Origin of the sequence: Psychrobacillus vulpis (assembly GCF_006861825.1) — a bacterium.
Taxonomy (GTDB): Bacteria; Bacillota; Bacilli; order Bacillales_A; family Planococcaceae; genus Psychrobacillus; species Psychrobacillus vulpis.
On record NZ_VDGI01000003.1, the window covers coordinates 268,267 to 285,186 of the forward strand.

At 34.7% G+C, this 16,920-nt stretch carries 13 protein-coding genes and 1 pseudogene; 11 read left to right on the top strand and 3 right to left on the bottom strand.

Going from position 1 to position 16,920, the window contains the following annotated elements; all coding sequences use genetic code 11:
• Positions 1-117 precede the first annotated feature (117 nt).
• The 4 genes from FG384_RS05260 to FG384_RS05275 all read left to right on the top strand — a co-directional run bounded on the left by FG384_RS05260 (position 118) and on the right by FG384_RS05275 (position 4,370).
• Positions 118-966, top strand: coding sequence for an ABC transporter ATP-binding protein (locus FG384_RS05260; RefSeq protein ID WP_142641534.1), 849 nt, complete (start codon positions 118-120; stop codon positions 964-966).
• Positions 963-1,670 carry an ABC transporter permease gene (locus FG384_RS05265; RefSeq protein WP_142641535.1) on the top strand — a complete coding sequence of 236 codons (708 nt, stop codon included), beginning with the start codon at positions 963-965 and terminating at the stop codon, positions 1,668-1,670. The genes FG384_RS05260 and FG384_RS05265 overlap by 4 nt, the downstream gene beginning before the upstream one ends.
• Before the next feature lie 164 nt (positions 1,671-1,834).
• A complete protein-coding gene (locus FG384_RS05270; RefSeq protein WP_142641536.1) occupies positions 1,835-3,034 on the top strand; it encodes an MFS transporter in 1,200 nt (399 codons plus the stop codon).
• 280 nt (positions 3,035-3,314) lie between these two features.
• Positions 3,315-4,370: a nitric oxide synthase oxygenase gene (locus tag FG384_RS05275; RefSeq protein ID WP_142641537.1), complete on the top strand. Its 1,056-nt coding sequence runs from the start codon at positions 3,315-3,317 to the stop codon at positions 4,368-4,370.
• Positions 4,371-4,593: 223 nt separating this feature from the next.
• Here the strand turns inward: FG384_RS05275 and FG384_RS05280 are convergent.
• Positions 4,594-5,038, bottom strand: a pseudogene (locus FG384_RS05280) (transposase); the annotation flags it as partial.
• A 512-nt stretch (positions 5,039-5,550) separates the two neighbouring features.
• Positions 5,551-6,753: a CynX/NimT family MFS transporter gene (locus FG384_RS05290; RefSeq protein WP_142641540.1), complete on the bottom strand. Its 1,203-nt coding sequence runs from the start codon at positions 6,751-6,753 to the stop codon at positions 5,551-5,553.
• Between the two features lie 211 nt (positions 6,754-6,964).
• Here FG384_RS05290 and FG384_RS05295 point away from each other — a divergent pair, with 211 nt between their 5' ends.
• From FG384_RS05295 to FG384_RS05310, 4 genes are read left to right on the top strand one after another with little or no spacing between them, the layout of a single operon-like run.
• The gene (locus FG384_RS05295) at positions 6,965-7,759 is read left to right on the top strand and encodes an ABC transporter ATP-binding protein (protein ID WP_142641541.1); all 795 of its coding nucleotides are present in this window, start codon (positions 6,965-6,967) and stop codon (positions 7,757-7,759) included.
• Positions 7,752-9,395, top strand: a complete 1,644-nt coding sequence (locus tag FG384_RS05300; protein WP_142641542.1) for a hypothetical protein — start codon at positions 7,752-7,754, stop codon at positions 9,393-9,395. Before FG384_RS05295 ends, FG384_RS05300 begins: the two co-directional genes overlap by 8 nt.
• A 13-nt stretch (positions 9,396-9,408) precedes the next feature.
• Positions 9,409-9,990: a nucleotidyltransferase family protein gene (locus FG384_RS05305; RefSeq protein WP_142641543.1), complete on the top strand. Its 582-nt coding sequence runs from the start codon at positions 9,409-9,411 to the stop codon at positions 9,988-9,990.
• A gap of 10 nt (positions 9,991-10,000) precedes the next feature.
• Positions 10,001-10,591, top strand: a complete 591-nt coding sequence (locus FG384_RS05310) for a hypothetical protein (protein ID WP_142641544.1) — start codon at positions 10,001-10,003, stop codon at positions 10,589-10,591.
• Between the two features lie 112 nt (positions 10,592-10,703).
• On the opposite strand, the gene FG384_RS05315 is transcribed toward FG384_RS05310, so the two are convergent.
• On the bottom strand, positions 10,704-11,408 hold the full coding sequence (locus FG384_RS05315; protein ID WP_142641545.1) for a glucosamine-6-phosphate deaminase: 705 nt from the start codon (positions 11,406-11,408) through the stop codon (positions 10,704-10,706).
• A gap of 136 nt (positions 11,409-11,544) precedes the next feature.
• On the opposite strand from FG384_RS05315, the gene cotE reads away from it, so the two are divergent.
• The 3 genes from cotE (at position 11,545) to mutL (ending at position 16,911) form a co-directional block, all read left to right on the top strand.
• The gene (cotE, locus tag FG384_RS05320; RefSeq protein ID WP_142641546.1) at positions 11,545-12,087 is read left to right on the top strand and encodes an outer spore coat protein CotE; all 543 of its coding nucleotides are present in this window, start codon (positions 11,545-11,547) and stop codon (positions 12,085-12,087) included.
• Positions 12,088-12,507: 420 nt separating this feature from the next.
• Positions 12,508-15,087 carry a DNA mismatch repair protein MutS gene (gene mutS, locus FG384_RS05325; protein ID WP_142641547.1) on the top strand — a complete coding sequence of 860 codons (2,580 nt, stop codon included), beginning with the start codon at positions 12,508-12,510 and terminating at the stop codon, positions 15,085-15,087.
• A gap of 33 nt (positions 15,088-15,120) precedes the next feature.
• Positions 15,121-16,911: a DNA mismatch repair endonuclease MutL gene (mutL, locus tag FG384_RS05330; protein ID WP_142641548.1), complete on the top strand. Its 1,791-nt coding sequence runs from the start codon at positions 15,121-15,123 to the stop codon at positions 16,909-16,911.
• Positions 16,912-16,920: the final 9 nt, after the last annotated feature.

The following is a 16,920-nucleotide window of genomic DNA, read 5'->3' on the forward strand; positions in this document are numbered from 1 at the left end:
CTCCATTCACCCCTAAAATAACTCCTTTCACCTGAAATATGATGTTATCCCTCTAAAAATCTCTTAATCTAATGGTGTAGAAACGAAATGTTCAACCAAACAATTAGGAGGATGGTTATGGAAAATGCAATTGAAGTAAAAGGTTTAGCAAAATATTTCTCAAATTTTAGAGCAGTGGAAAGCATCGATTTTCATGTGAAAAAAGGAGAGATTTTTGGATTTCTTGGTCCAAGTGGATCTGGAAAAACAACGACGATAAAAATTTTAACTGGTCAACTAGATCCAACAGTTGGAGAAGCATTTGTTTTTGGAGAAAAGGTTTCAAAATTAAAAAATTCGAATGCACGAAAACGCTTCGGTGTTTTAACAGATAATAGTGGACTTTATGTAAGGCTATCTATTTTTGATAACTTAAAGTTATATTGTCAGCTATATGATTTGCCTATCTCGAAAATTGATGAAGCACTTGGTTTTGTGAATTTAAAGGAAGCTAGTAAAAAGAAAGTTTCCGAATTATCTAAAGGAATGATGCAACGGGTATTATTAGCAAGAGCAATTCTACATGAACCGGAGCTATTGTTTTTAGATGAACCCACTTCAGCTTTAGATCCTGTGAATACACTTCACATATATGAAGGATTACGTGCATTAAATAAAAAAGGGACGACAATCTTTTTAACGACACATGACATGCATGAAGCGGATACATTGTGTGACAGAGTTGCATTTTTAAATAAAGGGAAAATCCAGCTAATGGATGAACCAAGGAATTTAAAAAAGCAATATGCGGATTCCACAATAACGATGGAGTTGACGAATGACGAGCAAGTTACGATACGAAAAGATGCAGCAGGTGCTGAAGCAATGTATCAATTGATGATGGAAAATCGTTTAGTAACCGTACATTCCAATGAGCCAACATTAGGAGATATTTTTGTTAGGGTAACAGGAGGAGAATTAGTATGACATTTTCATGGAAACGCGTAAACGCAATTTTTCAAAAGGATTTAAAAGATTTCTCAAGAAATTTAGCTGTATCGGTTGTAGTTTTTTTACCACTTATTCTTGCACTATTTAATGGTCGTGCAGGGGAAAATACAATAACTGGGCATTTTATGACGATTAATATTGCTTTTACACTTATTGCAACTTACGTACAATGCTGTTTAATAGCAGAAGAAAAAGAGAAAAATACGCTACGTGGATTGATGTTATCTCCTGCAAATACGTTAGAAATTCTTGCTGGTAAAAGCCTATTATCATTTGTCTTAACAATAATCGTAATATTTTTTAGTGCATACTTATCAGGATATAACCCACCTAATATTTGGATGATTTCCATGGCAATTATTCTATCTTCTATCTTTTATATTGGTTTAGGAACATTACTAGGGCTTGTTGCAAAATCAGTAATGGACTCATCTGTTATCGTTCTTCCTGTTATTGGGATCTTTTCAATCGGATCTTTTGTTCTGTTATTGGTCGATAAATACCCAATCTTAAAAATTGCTGAATATTTGCCGAATGTCCAATTAATTGAACTAGCAGAAAAAATTGAGGTTGGTGCTGAGTTCTCTGAAGTCCTTTCAAACTTAGGTATTATTAGTATTTGGGTAATTGCAGTTATACTATTAACGATTGTTGTATATAGAAAACGCATGGTTGATTAATGAATTGATTGTAAAACAAAATGGAAGACAAAGATTAGAAGAAACTTTAGATCCCCCAAAGTTTCTTCTGCTTGTTTATTTATAAAGGAGCTTTTTTGAATGAACTGTCCAATTTAATCCCTCAGATCAATAAACTTAAATGATCAATTAAACGGGGGATAAAAATGAAATTAAATAAAAATTTTCTTTTTTTAATGCTTGGCCAATCTGTTGCTAATATAGGAGATGTTTTTTATATAGTTAGCATCATCAGTATGTTATATCAATTAACTAACTCTGCTACTATATCAGCATTTGTACCATTTACAATTACCACAGCTATGTTTGTTTCAAGTATTCTGACACCTTTAGCTATAGGGAAATGGCGATTAAAAACTCTTTTATTAGGTTCCCAAATTGCCAAAACGATTTTATTGTTTGGTCTTAGTTTTTTTGTTTTATTCTTTTTACATGAAGCGAATTATTATATCATCTTTTTGGTAATTGCAGTTATTGCATTTCTCGATGGATGTTCAAATCCAATTTTGCGTGCTTTAGTTCCTTACTATGTGCAGCAGGATCAATTAGTGAAAGCAAATAGTATTGCCGAAACAATTACACAACTGATTCAAATTGGTGCTTGGCTAGTTGGTGGTCTTTTATTACTACTTATGTCTCCTATTCAATTAGTATGGCTCGTGATTGTCTTTTTTGTTCTTTCATGCATACTTTTAAGTTTCATTCAGCATGTGAATCATGTAGAAGAACAAGACCAAAAACTATGGATACAGCTTACTCAAGGATGGAAGAGTATTGGAGCTACACCAGTATTGAAGAAAATTATTCAAATGGATTTTTTAGAAACAATTGCAGGAACTGTGTGGATTGCAGCAATTGTATATGTATTTGTCGAGCAGGCTTTACATGTTGGAGAGCAATGGTGGGGATTAATAAATGGTGCGTTTTTTGTCGGCTTATTAGTTGGAAGTCTATTTTGTGTAAAATTTCCGCAAGTAGTAGAGAATTATATGTACCAGTTTATTTTTCTTGGAGCTTTGCTCTGCAGCTTATTGACTATACTTTTTGGTACTACAAGTCATCCCCTTATCGCACTAATATTGTCAGCAGGAATTGGAATTTTTGGGCAGCTCAAAAATATTCCTCAGCAAACTGTTATTCAAAGAAGTGTCCCAACTGATAAACTAGTAACGGTATATACCTCCATGGGAACTGTTACAATGGGTGTCTTTGGTGTTTCTTCTTTATGTATCGGGATACTAGCAGATTTAGTGGGAGTCAGAGCAGTATTTGTAATTTCAGGTTTGTTGCTTGCAGCAGTGAGTTTAATAGCATTTAAAAGCAAAAGCTTATTGATGAAAATGTAATTCTTTGAAGAGTTGTCTAAAAAGCTAAAAAGTAGAGGGGGAACTTCAATAGTTCCCACACTCTACTCTACTTTTTCATTTTTAGAAAATCGTTCAAAAAGGCGATATCCCTGCGGGAGAAAGGGAGCCGTTTCAACGATTTTCTTACTTATTGGAAAGCCCTTTTTTTCAATAAAAGAATTCTTGTCATAATATCCTCACAACTTCTTACATAGTGGGACTTGTATAGTTGAAATGATTTCTTCTATCATTGTAGGAGACAGCAAGGGGGTTAGCGGATATGTTAAACGAAGCAAAAGAATTTTTGAATATTTTTTATGAAGAAACTGGGCGACCTAATAATGAAATGCTAGATAGGTTAGTCGAAATCGAACAACAAATTAATAAACAAGGGTTTTACGAGCAAACGACAGATGAACTAGAGTATGGTGCTAAAGTGGCATGGCGAAATAGTAATAAATGTATTGGTCGCTTGTTTTGGCAAAGCTTGCATGTTATAGATAAGAGACATTTGCGCACAGAGGAAGAAATTTTTGAAGCACTTCTAGAACATATACAGTTTGCAACGAACAAAGGAAGAATTCGTCCAACAATCACAGTTTTTTCACCACATTCCGTTCGAATTTGGAATCATCAATTGGTTCGTTATGCAGGATATGAAACAGAGAATGGAATAGTTGGAGATCCGGATTCTGTGACTTTTACGGAAATATGTGAGAATTTAGGATGGGAAAGTAAAAGGGGACCTTTTGATGTGCTGCCGCTTGTTATTCAAATGAGTGGCAAAAAACCGAAAATGTTTGATATCCCAAAAGAGCATGTATTAGAGGTGCCGATTCGTCATCCAGAATATAATTGGTTTGATGATTTTCAATTGAAATGGTACGCAGTTCCGATGATTTCAAGCATGAAATTAGAGGTTGGGGGTATCACTTATGCAGCTGCTCCATTTAACGGCTGGTACATGGGAACAGAAATAGGAGCACGTAATTTAGCGGATAGTGATCGGTATAATATGTTGCCATCCATAGCAGAACGTATGGGATTGAATACAAAATCAAATGCTTTACTATGGAAGGATCGTGCTTTAGTTGAACTGAATGTAGCTGTATTACATTCATATAAGGAAGATAGTGTTAGTATTGTCGATCATCATACGGCGGCGCAACAATTCAAACGGTTCGAGACAAATGAGAAAGATGCAGGACGTGATGTTACTGGTAATTGGGCATGGCTCATCCCACCGATATCTCCTGCTACTACTCATATTTTTCATAAGCCATATGATAATGAGAAGAAAACACCCAATTATTTCTATCAAAAATCGCCTTATTAAATAAAAGAGGAATTAGCAAAGAAATTTTGCTGATTCCTCTTTTTATAAAGATAAGAAAGTATATAAAATTGATGGACTATGAACCCAGTCTTTATAGTACTTTTACTAGGATTAGTAATGACTTGTAAGGGCGCTGAAAGAGTGTCATTCCAGGGTTGACCAATAGTCCAATTAATAAGAAAATCGTTGAAACGGCTCCCTTTCCGCGGGCGTAGCCTCAGCCTCCCTTACGGGTCTGTTTTATTCTTTTCAAGGCCAAGTGTCCTGCTGGACAAACAAACATGCCTGCATCTTTATTAAACTCAAATACGTTATCATGCTTTCGGTTTCCTTGTGTAATAATCGGATGAAGTTTGGAGATCAGTTCCATCCTCTCTTTTTTTATGAAAGATAAATTGTCTCTTTTTCTGAATAAACTGTATCCCCAATGATTGTTTTGATTTTCATGCCCGCCTGTTTTGTTTTCTTGATTAATTCTTGTTATATTTCCCATCACTTTTTTCTGCGGTTGTAATCACCGCTGCAGTAATAATTCGTTCATCGCTCATGGCAAGATGTGTTTTATATCCAAAGAAAGAAGAATCCGCAGTTTTATGACCAACGCGTGCTTCGTTATCTGTTGAATAGGAAGGGGATAAATGTTCATGAAAATCTTCTACAACTTCTTTGGATGCTAGTTGATTGGAGGGGAAGGTGGCGACTCCAGCCGGAATAGCATGAGCTGAAGACCCTGGACTGAGCGTAGCGAAATTAATTTTTGCGACGAGCTTGCGCAGGAGCAAGGGAAGCGGCTGAAGCCATGCCGGCGGAAAGCGTCCGCCTGGAACGGAAATCAACGATTTCCCAATAAAAAGAGAGTATGTGAACAACTTGTCATTCACCATACTCTCTATGAAATCTCTTGAAGGACTTTTTCAGTGCCCTCCCGTAGCATGGGGGTCTTCGACTAACGCTATTCCCGCAGGAGTGTCACCTTTTTCAACGATTTTTAAGAAATATTTCAAACGGGCGGCGGACAAATGACAGCCAAAGGATTACCGAAAAAGAGGGACGGGAAGTGGCTTGCCACTTCCCGTCCCTCTTAAAGCATATCCGGTAATAAGATGGCCGACATGCTGTCCAATGCACGCTAGAAACGATGAAGAGAAGATGCGGTTAATGGCGCACACGCATTTCTAATTTAGTGTTCGGCGGAAACAAATCGATCTCTTCCTGCATGCATTCCTGAAAGAAATAATAGTATAACTGTTACGATAAATAAAATAAGCGGGATAAACCAACTAGATGTAGCATCGTGCAAGTAACCAAAAAAGACAGGTCCTAGTGCAGCCAAAAGGTATCCAATTGACTGAGCAGTTCCTGAAAGTTCTGCTGCTTCCATAGGAGTTCGTGTACGAAGTGAGAAAAACATCATAACTAAACTAAACGAAGCGCCACCCGCTAGTCCAAGTAAGACCATCCAAATTATCGCAAAAGTTGTGCTACTTGCTAAAATTCCAATAAACCCGATTAAATACAAAACCGTATACAATACGATCAAGGGACGTTGATCTTTCATACGTCCTGCGATAATGGGAATAAGAAATGTCATTGGTAATTGAGAGAGTTGCATAAGTGATAGCATCCAACCTGATTGGTCAGCACTCATTCCCTGTGATTGTAATATCTCAGGTATCCAGGCAGCGGTCGTATAAAAAATCAGAGACTGAAACCCCATACATAATGTAATGCTCCATGTTAAAGGAGATGATAATAGAGATTTCGAATTGCTTTCTACTGTAGTATTTTGTGTTTCTGCATTTAATTTTCGATTATTAATTTGAGGTACCCAAACAAAAATAGCGACTAATGCTAATATTGCCCAGCACCCAAGTGCACCTTGCCATCCAAATTTTGTTCCTTCTGCAATTGGATAACTTATTCCTGCTCCAATGCCAGCAGACAAATTCATAGAAACCGTAAATATTGCTGTTAATAAACCAACTTGAAGAGGAAACTTTAATTTTATCAAACTTGGCAATAATACATTTCCGAAAGATATTGCGATTCCGATTAATGCTGTACCAATGAGCAATAATGGGGCATTTCCTAGTGATCGGATAATTATTCCTACTGTTAACAAAATAATAGAGAAAAACAGTGTCAACTCTATGCCTAAGCGTCGTGAAATTTTTGGTGCAAATGGTGAAATAATTGCAAATGCAATAAGTGGAATGGTAGTTACAAATCCTGCTAAAACATTTGAAATAGCTAGCCCCTCTCTAATATGGGAAATAATAGGTCCTACTGATGTTAGAGGGGACCGAAGCGTACTAGAGATAAAGATTATACCGATTACTAGTAAAATAATTTTACTTTTGTTTTGTTCTTGTTCAGTTGACAAAAGAGTTCTCTCCTAACGATGAAATTCAAAAAAATAGCTCTATGCAAGACTAACATTTTTTCTATGAAAAGTTAAACATATATGAACTTTAAATAAAAGAAACATTCATAATTTAGAATATTTCTTTTTTCTCTTAAAATAACATGTATAATTAACAATATATGAGAAAAATGGTAATTCAATAGAAGAACTTAATAGATAGGAGCTTTTTATGAACAATGAAAAAGTATTGTGCTTAACTGATCTAACAATGAGTTTTGGAAACAAACGTGTTTTGAATGGTGTAAATCTTGAGGTTTATAAAGGGCAAATTATAGGCTATATAGGTCCAAATGGTGCTGGTAAAAGTACTACCGTTAAAATAATGCTTGGTTTAATAGAAGGTTACCATGGAACAATTGAAATCTTTGGGGAAAATATTGCAAGAGGTGACTTCGCTTATAAACGAAAAATTGGATATGTTCCTGAAACTGCAGAAGTATATGATAATTTAACTGCCTGTGAATATTTAACCTTTACAGGAGAGTTATTTGGTTTAAGTAGTGTAGAAGCAGAAAAAAAAGCTTTTAATTTGATGAAAGAATTTAACCTTGAATCTGTGTTTCATCAACGATTGTCTTCCTTTTCAAAAGGAATGAGGCAAAAGGTATTAATTATCTCTAGCTTATTACATGATCCTGATTTGTTGTTTTTTGATGAACCTTTAAGTGGGTTGGATGCAAATAGTGTAATGATTATAAAAGAAATACTCAATCAGCTTGCAGCCCGTGGAAAGACTATCTTCTATTCATCGCATATTATGGATGTTGTAGAGAAGATAAGTAATCGAATTATTTTACTTGTAGAAGGCAGAGTAGTAGCTGATGGAACCTTTGCAGAATTACAAGCGCAGAATAAAGAAGGTACATTAGAAGAGATTTTTAACCAAATTACTGGTATTAATAATCATAAAGAGATTGCAGAAAAATTCGTGGGAATTGTTAGTGAGGGAAGCAACCATGGATGATTTTAAATCACTTCAAGTATTAGATCGCTTTAAATGGATATTTCAAAAGTTTCATATTGATTATGAAATAATGCGTAAGATTTTACAGTTGAAGCTTACAATGGATGGTAGACGAATGCCTACTGTATTTAATGGTTCCAAAGTAAAAAAAGAAGGAAATCAGTTTATTAAATCTTTATGGATGTACGGATTTTTGGGGCTTTTGACGTTAACGCCATTTTTATTTCTAGGTGATCAATTTATTTTTTTCACAAGCATCATGATGAGCATTTTAATGTTTATATTAATGACACTGATGGTTTCTGATTTTTCTGCTGTACTGTTGGATGTTCGAGACAAAAATATACTTCACTCAAAACCTATTAGTACAATAACGATTAATGCTGCGAAAATAGTTCACATACTCATTTATATGTTTTTATTAACAGGCTCATTTGTCGCGATTCCATTAGTAGTAAGCATTTTCAAACATGGTATTGGATTTGCTCTTATTTTTGCAATAGAAATAATATTTATCGGTTGTTTAGTTGTTGTGTTAACTGCATTTGTATACTTATTTATTTTACGCTTTTTTAGTGGTGAGAAGCTTAAAGATATAATCAATTATGTCCAAATTTTTTTATCTATAGCTGTGATAGTCGGTTATCAACTAGTGGCTCGCTCTTTCGAAATTGTGAATCTAAATATTTCGTATACTTTTGATTGGTGGCATTTGCTATTACCACCTATTTGGTTTGGTGCTCCATTTGAATTGTTGTTAAACAAAGACTTTTCGTTTCATATTATTCTATTGACAATATTTGCCGTTTTAACTCCAATTTTTTCAGTCATGCTTTATATTCGACTCATGCCAGCTTTTGAACGAAATTTAGTAAAATTATTAAGTGATTCGAATAGAAAGAAAAAGAAATCTCGCAAAATAGCAAAATTGTGGTCAAAGGTTTTATGTAGAACGACAGAAGAACAAACTTTTTTCTCATTTTCATCGCTGATGATGAAGCAAGAGCGCGATCTAAAATTGAAAATTTATCCTCAGCTTGGTATTGCCTCAATCTTTCCATTCATATTTTTATTTAATGATATAAGGATGGATTCTTATGAAGTGGCAGTAACAGGGAATGGCTTTATGTTTGTTTATTTTAGCTTATTAATGATCCCCAACGTAGTGCATATGTTGAAGTTTTCAAGCAATTTTAAAGGTCATTGGATATACAGAGCTGCTCCTATTGAAAATGAGTTCTCTATATATAGAAGCACCTTGAAAGCTTGTATTGTAAACTACTTTTTACCTGTTTATTTCTTAGTAAGTGCAATTTTTATCTACATTTTCTCTGTGCGCATTATACCCGATTTACTAATTGTTTTACTTGTGGCAATTGCGATGACATTATTTGCATACGTAGTATTAAATGGAGAAACGTATCCATTTTCCAATACACACGAGCACTCGCAGGATATAAGTACATTTAAGGTTTTGGGAAGTATACTTTTTATTGGTATATTTGCTTTAGTTCATTTTTTCGTATTGAAAATTACTTATGGAATATATGTGTACATGATTTTACTCGTGATAGGTAATGTAATTGGTTGGAGATTAGTATTTCCAAGGAAAATAAAAAAGATTCAAGTGCTATGAAAGAGGTAATATTTTGGATATTGAAACAGAAGAAGATGTAGTTCGAATAATACAACAAGATGATTGGATGATGAGCGTATTAAGGGCTGCAAAAACATTAAATCTTCCAGATTGGTGGATTTGTGCAGGTTTTCTTCGATCAAAGATATGGGATACTTTGCATGGCTTTGAGGAAAGGACAGTATTATCAGATATTGACATCATTTATTTTGATCCTACTAATACTGATGAAAATTTTGAAAAAAAGTTGGAAGCTAAGTTAAGGGAGATCATTCCTAACATCCCGTGGTCAGTAAAAAATCAAGCAAGAATGCATATAGTGAATAACTTACAACCCCATTCTTCTGCAGTAGTTGGTATAGCTAATTTCCCAGAGACGGTAACAGCATTAGGAGCGAAATTAGACGAAGAAAACAATGTGATACTTACCGCTCCACATGGAATTCATGATGTGCTTAATCTAGTAGTAAAACCTACACCACCATTTCTTACAACAGTGAAATTACGAGCAATTTACGAAAATCGGGTGCAGCAAAAGAATTGGTCATCTATTTGGACGAAAGTCAAAATTTTTTATATGGAAAAATTCGAATAGGAGAGTATGGATGAGAAGAATACTGTTAACCTTTCCAGTAGTATTGTTAGCAATTGCTTTATGGGGTTGTACGAATAATACATTAGCAGATAATGGTGTATTTGAAGTTGAACTAACGGATAGAGAGGAATTTCTTCTAAATACTACTACCGACAAGTATTTTGTTTTTGACTTTCAAGTAAGTAATGGGTATAAAAATTTGTCTCTGTGGGTTGATAAATATGAATTTGGCCAATTAGTAGAAGAAGAGATTAATTATTTGTCCATGAATATTGAAAAAAAGGGGACGATTATTTTTACAACCTCTGAAATTATGAAAAATCCAAAAGAGTTTTCTTTTAACTTAAGTATTTCTAGCAACGGTACGTTTAGTAGAGGCAATACACAACTTAAAATGCCGTCAATGGTGCAAAGTACTTGGGGAAGTAACCCTTTAGAAAATAATCCTATTTCAGATGATATGATATTAGCTAGTATCTGCTATTCAAATGGTAATGGTATGAGTTCACTCTCTAAAGAATTTTATACTGACTTGGATAGTCATTTAGACGAGATAGAAGGATATGATGTTGTCTATGTACTGCGAAGCAAGTTTCATTAATACTTCGTTTTCATAACACAAAAATAATTAATAAAACGTTTATTTTCATATTAAAGAACCATTGAAAATCCTTAGTGGAGTTTTCAATGGTTCTTATCTGTTTATAAAATTTTTAGTCAATTAAAATATCAGTAATAACCGTCACATGAGGATGTTTTTTCAAAACAGTTATAGGCAATTGTTCGGTAATTTTGTCCCCAAGTAAAGCTTCAATAGCTAATCGTTTCTTTTCTCCAAAAGCCAATAAAATTATTTTTTTTGCGTTCATAATTGAAGCGATTCCCATCGTAAATGCAGTATTTGGAATTTTCTCGTCATCATCAAAAAATTGACTATTTACACCTAGAGTAGAATCAGTCAAATTCGCTACATGTGTGACAGAATCAAAGGGAGTTCCTGGCTCGTTAAATGCAATATGTCCATTTTCTCCAACTCCTAAAAATTGAATATCTAATGGATGTTCATTTAATTTGTTTTCATATCTCGCACATTCCACTTCTAGATCTTCCGCTACTCCATTTTGAATATTCGTTTCCTTAAACTTCTTCTTTGAAAATAAATGCTCATGCATAAAATAAGCATAACTATTTTTATTTGTAGGTGTTAATCCAACGTATTCATCTAAGTTAAAAGCAGTTACTAGTGAAAAATCTAATGGTGACTCCACTATTTTTTTATATACTGGAATCATCGTACTTCCAGTTGCTAAACCTATCACGTTTAGTGTTCCTTCATGCAAATCTTTTGCTAGTTTATCCACAACAACGGACGCTGCCTGCTGTTGGGTTTCAACTTTTATTACTTCAAAAAATGGCATTCTATGACCTCGCAATTCTATTGATGTAATAAGTGTATTAGCAAACTTTCGAAAGGTCAATGAATTATCTAAACAGATGAACCTATTGGGCACATTGTGCATATGATGTTATGACTTGAATACAAGGAGGAAGAAAATGAAAATCATGCGACAAATCGTGACGAAAGCTGTTGTTGCTAAAGGAAAAAAGAGAACGGAATCTTGTGAAGTTCTTTGTCCGCCAAATACGCCATCTAGTATTTTAGGGTGCTGGGTAATCAACCATTCGTGTCAATCGAAAAAGCACGGGAGATATGTAGAAGTAACTGGTAAATTCGATATAAATGTTTGGTATGCACATCATGACCATTCCAAAACGTCTGTTTTTACAGAAACAATCAATTATAAAGACAAAATAAAATTACATTATCGAGATAAAGAATCTACAGGGGAAGAAGTACATGTGCGAGTACTTCAACAACCGAATTGTACAGAAGCGATTATAATTGAAAACGGTACAAAATTCCAAGTTACAGTGGAACGTGAGCTGCTTGCAGAAGTAGTTGGGGAAACAACTGTATGTATTCAAGTACTTGAGCAAGATTTCGAAGAAGAATGGGCATTCAACGAAGAAAGCTCTTCCATCTCTTCAAGACCGTCTAGCACACATAGTGAACATAATCCATCTTCATCGATTTAACAAGCCGGCCAGAAGTTCCGGCTTTTTTTTTTTAGATGGCTATTTAACAGTCAATCTTATATGAATACTTTATTATTGTTCGAAAATATGAAGTTCTATTTTTGTTGATTGAAGCGGAAGGAGGTGACTCCAGCGGGAATAGCTTGAGCGGAAGACCCTGGACTGAGCGTAGCGAAATTAATTTTTGCGACGAGCTTGCGCAGGAGCAAGGGAAGCGGCTGAAGCCAAGCCCGCGGAAAGCGTCCGCCTGTAGCGTAAATCAAACGTTCGCTTTTTCAATTGAAATAGGTAATTATGAAATTGACTCAGTTAGCTGTAATTATACTATGTAGAAGAACGTTGAAGCAGGGAGGCGTCTGCCGTTTTTCTTTATATTTTGTTATAATAAATATAGAAGTATAGAAGAGAGAAGGATTTATAATGACAACACATACTCCCATGATGCAGCAATATTTAAAAATCAAAGAAGACTACATAGATGCTTTTTTATTTTTTCGACTAGGAGATTTTTATGAATTATTTTTCGACGATGCTATTAAGGCAGCTGCAATTTTAGAAATTACTTTAACAAGTCGAAAGGATAATATTCCGATGTGTGGTGTACCTCATCATGCAGCGCAAAATTATGTTGAATCACTAATAAGTAAAGGTTATAAAGTCGCTATTTGCGAGCAAGTGGAAGACCCTAAGCATGCAAAAGGGGTCGTGAAAAGAGAAGTGATTCGACTCGTAACTCCTGGAACGATAATAGAAGGGAAAGGGATGCAAAATAAAACAAATTATTTTATCGCATCTGCAGATTTACTACAAACAAACGAAGTTGCTTTCTCGTATTTAGATGTCTCAACTGGAGATGGTTTTACTACAATTATTAAAGGGAATGAAAAAGAAGTCATTCAGGAATTATTGGCTTTGCAAGCAAAAGAATTAATTGTAAGTGAACAACTATATGTATTGATTAATGATTTGTCGACTACACATGATTTTACTTTATCCATTGAAAAAGAGGAGTTAAGTAATGATGAGGTAGTTAAGTACATCGTAAATCACCCAGAAGAAACGCATCAAACAGTCAAAAGATTACTTCAGTACATTCAAAAAACTCAAAAACGATCCCTTTTACACATTCAGCCTTTTACCTTTCAAAAAAGAGATTCCTTTTTAACAATTGATTATCATTCGAAACGGAATTTAGAGCTAATATCTTCTATTCGAAGTGGTGACCAAAAAGGCACTTTATTATGGTTACTAGACGAAACTGTAACTGCAATGGGAGGTCGAAAGCTGAAGCAATGGATACATCAGCCACTTGCACATAAACAATCTATTGAGACTCGTTTAGAAGTTGTGACAAGCTTTTTAGAAGATTTTATGCTAAGAGAAGAAATAAAAGAATTATTTAAAGAAGTATATGACCTTGAACGTTTAGTAGGAAGAATTGGTTTTGGTAGTGCAGGTGGAAGAGATCTTGCTCAACTTAGACAATCTCTATCAAAAATCCCTTCTATAAAACACTTGTTAGTAAATTCAAGTAATTCAGCTCTAATAAAATTAGGACAAGCAATAGAGGATTGTCAGGATATTTGGAGAAAGTTAGAAGTAGCTATTAGTGAAAATCCTCCAATTTCTGTGAAAGACGGTGGGGTAATAAGAGATGGCTATAATGAGCATCTAGACAAGCTACGTGATGCCTCTGTAAACGGTAAAAGGTGGATTGCTGAACTAGAACAAAAAGAGCGGGAAATGACAGGAGCAAAAAATTTAAAAATAGGGTATAACCGAGTCTTCGGTTACTATATTGAGTTAACCAAATCCTATATCCATTTAGCGGACGAGGAAAGATATATGCGAAAGCAAACATTAGCAAACGCAGAGCGCTATATTACGGACGAGTTAAAAGAAAAAGAATCATTAATTCTTTCAGCCGAAGATGAAAGCTTATTGCTAGAATACGAACTATTTACTCAGTTAAGAGAAGAAATAAAAGCATATATTCCTCGTGTACAGCAATTGGCTAAACAAATAAGTGAATTGGACGTTTATATAGCATTTGCACAAGTCTCTGATAAACATCGTTTAACGAAACCAATTTTCCATGAATCAAATGCGATGGAAATTAAAGAAGGAAGACATCCTGTTGTAGAAAAAATGATGAACAATCAATTGTATGTGCCAAATGATTGCGTGTTATCAGTAGATGAAAACATGCTATTAATAACTGGTCCTAATATGTCAGGTAAAAGTACATTTATGAGACAAGTGGCTATAACAGTAATTATGGCGCAAATTGGCTGTTACGTTCCTGCTGAAACTGCAATTTTACCAATTGTTGATAAAATATTCACTCGTATCGGAGCAGCAGATGATTTAGCTGGGGGTCAAAGTACATTTATGATTGAAATGATGGAATCTCAGCATGCCATTATGAATGCTACGAGTAATAGTTTACTTCTTTTTGATGAAATTGGTCGTGGAACATCCACGTACGACGGAATGAGCTTAGCTCAAGCGATGATGGAGTATATTCATGATCATATTGGAGCTAATACACTTTTTTCTACTCATTATCATGAGCTAACGGACTTGGAACAAACTTTACCAAAACTACGTAATGTTCATGTTTCTGCAACTGAAAAAGATGGTAAAGTAGTGTTTCTTCATAAACTAAAAGATGGCCCTGCAGATAAAAGCTATGGAATCCATGTAGCAGAGCTTGCTGAACTACCAGAAGAAATTATTACAAGAGCTCGTGAAATTTTAGAAACATTTGAACTTCAAGAGAAAACAGGATCAACAGAGCTTGTTAATGAAGAGAAACAACTTTCATTTTTTGATGAACAAATAAACCAACCAGTTGAAACAAAAGTAGTTGAAACAAAAGTAGTGGAAAGTAGTTCAGCGGATAAGGTAATGAAAAAACTCAAAAAAATTAATATTTCTGGAACAACACCACTGGAAGCACTTCAGTTATTATTTGAACTTCAAAATGAAATAGAATAAACGGCAACATTTCAAAGAGAAGGTGAAAAAAGTATGGGACAAATAATCGTAATGGAAGAACTACTTTCCAACAAAATTGCTGCGGGGGAAGTAGTAGAACGTCCCGCTTCTGTTGTTAAAGAATTAGTGGAAAACGCTATTGATGCTAGTAGTACATCCATTGAAATAGTTTTAGAAGAAGCCGGACTGGCGAAAATACAAGTAACAGATAATGGAAAAGGTATGGACGAAGAAGATGCCGTTCAATCTTTCTCTAGACATGCCACATCGAAAATCACGACAGAACATGACCTTTTTAGAATACGATCTTTAGGATTTCGTGGAGAAGCACTAGCAAGTATCGCTTCTGTTTCTAAAATTAGTTTATGGACATCTGATGGTGAAAATATTGGAACGAAAGTGGAACTGGAAGGCGGGACTATACTTTCTTGTACACCGGCACCGATACGTAGAGGAACAGATATTGTCGTAAAACAGTTATTTTTTAATACACCAGCTAGATTAAAGTATTTAAAAACAATACAAACAGAGCTAGGACATTCCATCGATTTGATAAACAGATTAGCTCTTAGTTATCCGAATATAGCTTTTAAGCTTTCAAATAACGGTCAAACAATTATCCAGACAAGTGGTAGAGGAGATTTGAGACAGGTATTAGCATCTATTTATGGAATATCCAACGTAAAGAAAATGGTTGCTTTTGAAAATGAGTCTTCTGATTTTCGAATCTCTGGATATGCAACATTGCCCGAAATTACGCGAGCATCTAAAAACTATATAACGATATTAGTGAATGGTCGTTGGGTAAAGCATTATGGCTTAAACAACGCAATAGTAGATGCTTACCATACACTATTACCAATAGGAAGGTTCCCAATAGTTGTATTAAATATTGAGACAGATCCAATGCTAACGGATGTCAATGTACATCCGGCTAAGCATCAAATTAGATTGAGTAAAGAAAAGGAATTAATGGAACTTGTTAGACAAACAATTCGTTCTGTAATTCATCAGGTTCAACAACCGCCTAAAATAACAGAAAAACCAATTGTGAAACAACAACCAAGCGTACAATTTGATATCTTTAAACAATCATATACAGAAGAGCCAAAGCCTTTTAATGCTCCAGCTATAGAGGAAAGGGAGCAACCTACTGTCGTCTATGAAGAGGTAGAATCTCTTCAAAAAGAAATAGTTGTAGAAGAAATAATTGTAGAAGAACATGTTGAAGTCAAAAAGCCTTTTCCAGATTTACATGTAGTTGGACAAATCCATGGAACATATATAGTTGCCCAAAGTGATGATGGATTTTATTTAATCGATCAGCATGCGGCACAAGAGCGTATCAAATATGAATTTTATAAAGAAAAAGTTGGGAAAGTTAGCTCTAGTGAACGTCAAGCTCTATTACTCCCTCTTACTTTTCATTATTCATTAGATGAAGCTTATCGGATAAAAGAATCACTTGAAGAACTTCAAAATGTAGGCATATTTTTAGAGGAGTTCGGTACATCCAGTTTTGTTGTTAGAGAGCATCCAACTTGGTTTCCAAAAGGGCATGAAACGAAGATTATTGAGAGTCTAATCGAACAAATATTAACTAACCGAACAACTGATATAAAAAAACTGCGAGAAGAAGCAGCAATTATGATGAGTTGTAAGCTGTCAATCAAAGCCAATCACTATTTAACAACAAGAGACATGGAGCAGCTATTGGACAGTTTAAAAAATGCACAACATCCATTAACATGTCCACACGGTCGACCTGTAATTGTTCATTTTTCAACGTATGAAGTAGAAAAGATGTTCAAAAGAGTAATGTAGGAGGGCTTT

Coding starts and splice junctions, on each gene's coding strand:
- FG384_RS05260 (WP_142641534.1), top strand. CDS start 118: ATGGAAAATGCAATTGAAGTAAAAGGTTTAGCAAAATATTTCTCAAAT.
- FG384_RS05265 (WP_142641535.1), top strand. CDS start 963: ATGACATTTTCATGGAAACGCGTAAACGCAATTTTTCAAAAGGATTTA.
- FG384_RS05270 (WP_142641536.1), top strand. CDS start 1,835: ATGAAATTAAATAAAAATTTTCTTTTTTTAATGCTTGGCCAATCTGTT.
- FG384_RS05275 (WP_142641537.1), top strand. CDS start 3,315: ATGTTAAACGAAGCAAAAGAATTTTTGAATATTTTTTATGAAGAAACT.
- FG384_RS05295 (WP_142641541.1), top strand. CDS start 6,965: ATGAACAATGAAAAAGTATTGTGCTTAACTGATCTAACAATGAGTTTT.
- FG384_RS05300 (WP_142641542.1), top strand. CDS start 7,752: ATGGATGATTTTAAATCACTTCAAGTATTAGATCGCTTTAAATGGATA.
- FG384_RS05310 (WP_142641544.1), top strand. CDS start 10,001: ATGAGAAGAATACTGTTAACCTTTCCAGTAGTATTGTTAGCAATTGCT.
- FG384_RS05315 (WP_142641545.1), bottom strand. CDS start 11,408: ATGCCATTTTTTGAAGTAATAAAAGTTGAAACCCAACAGCAGGCAGCG.
- cotE (WP_142641546.1), top strand. CDS start 11,545: ATGAAAATCATGCGACAAATCGTGACGAAAGCTGTTGTTGCTAAAGGA.
- mutS (WP_142641547.1), top strand. CDS start 12,508: ATGACAACACATACTCCCATGATGCAGCAATATTTAAAAATCAAAGAA.
- mutL (WP_142641548.1), top strand. CDS start 15,121: ATGGGACAAATAATCGTAATGGAAGAACTACTTTCCAACAAAATTGCT.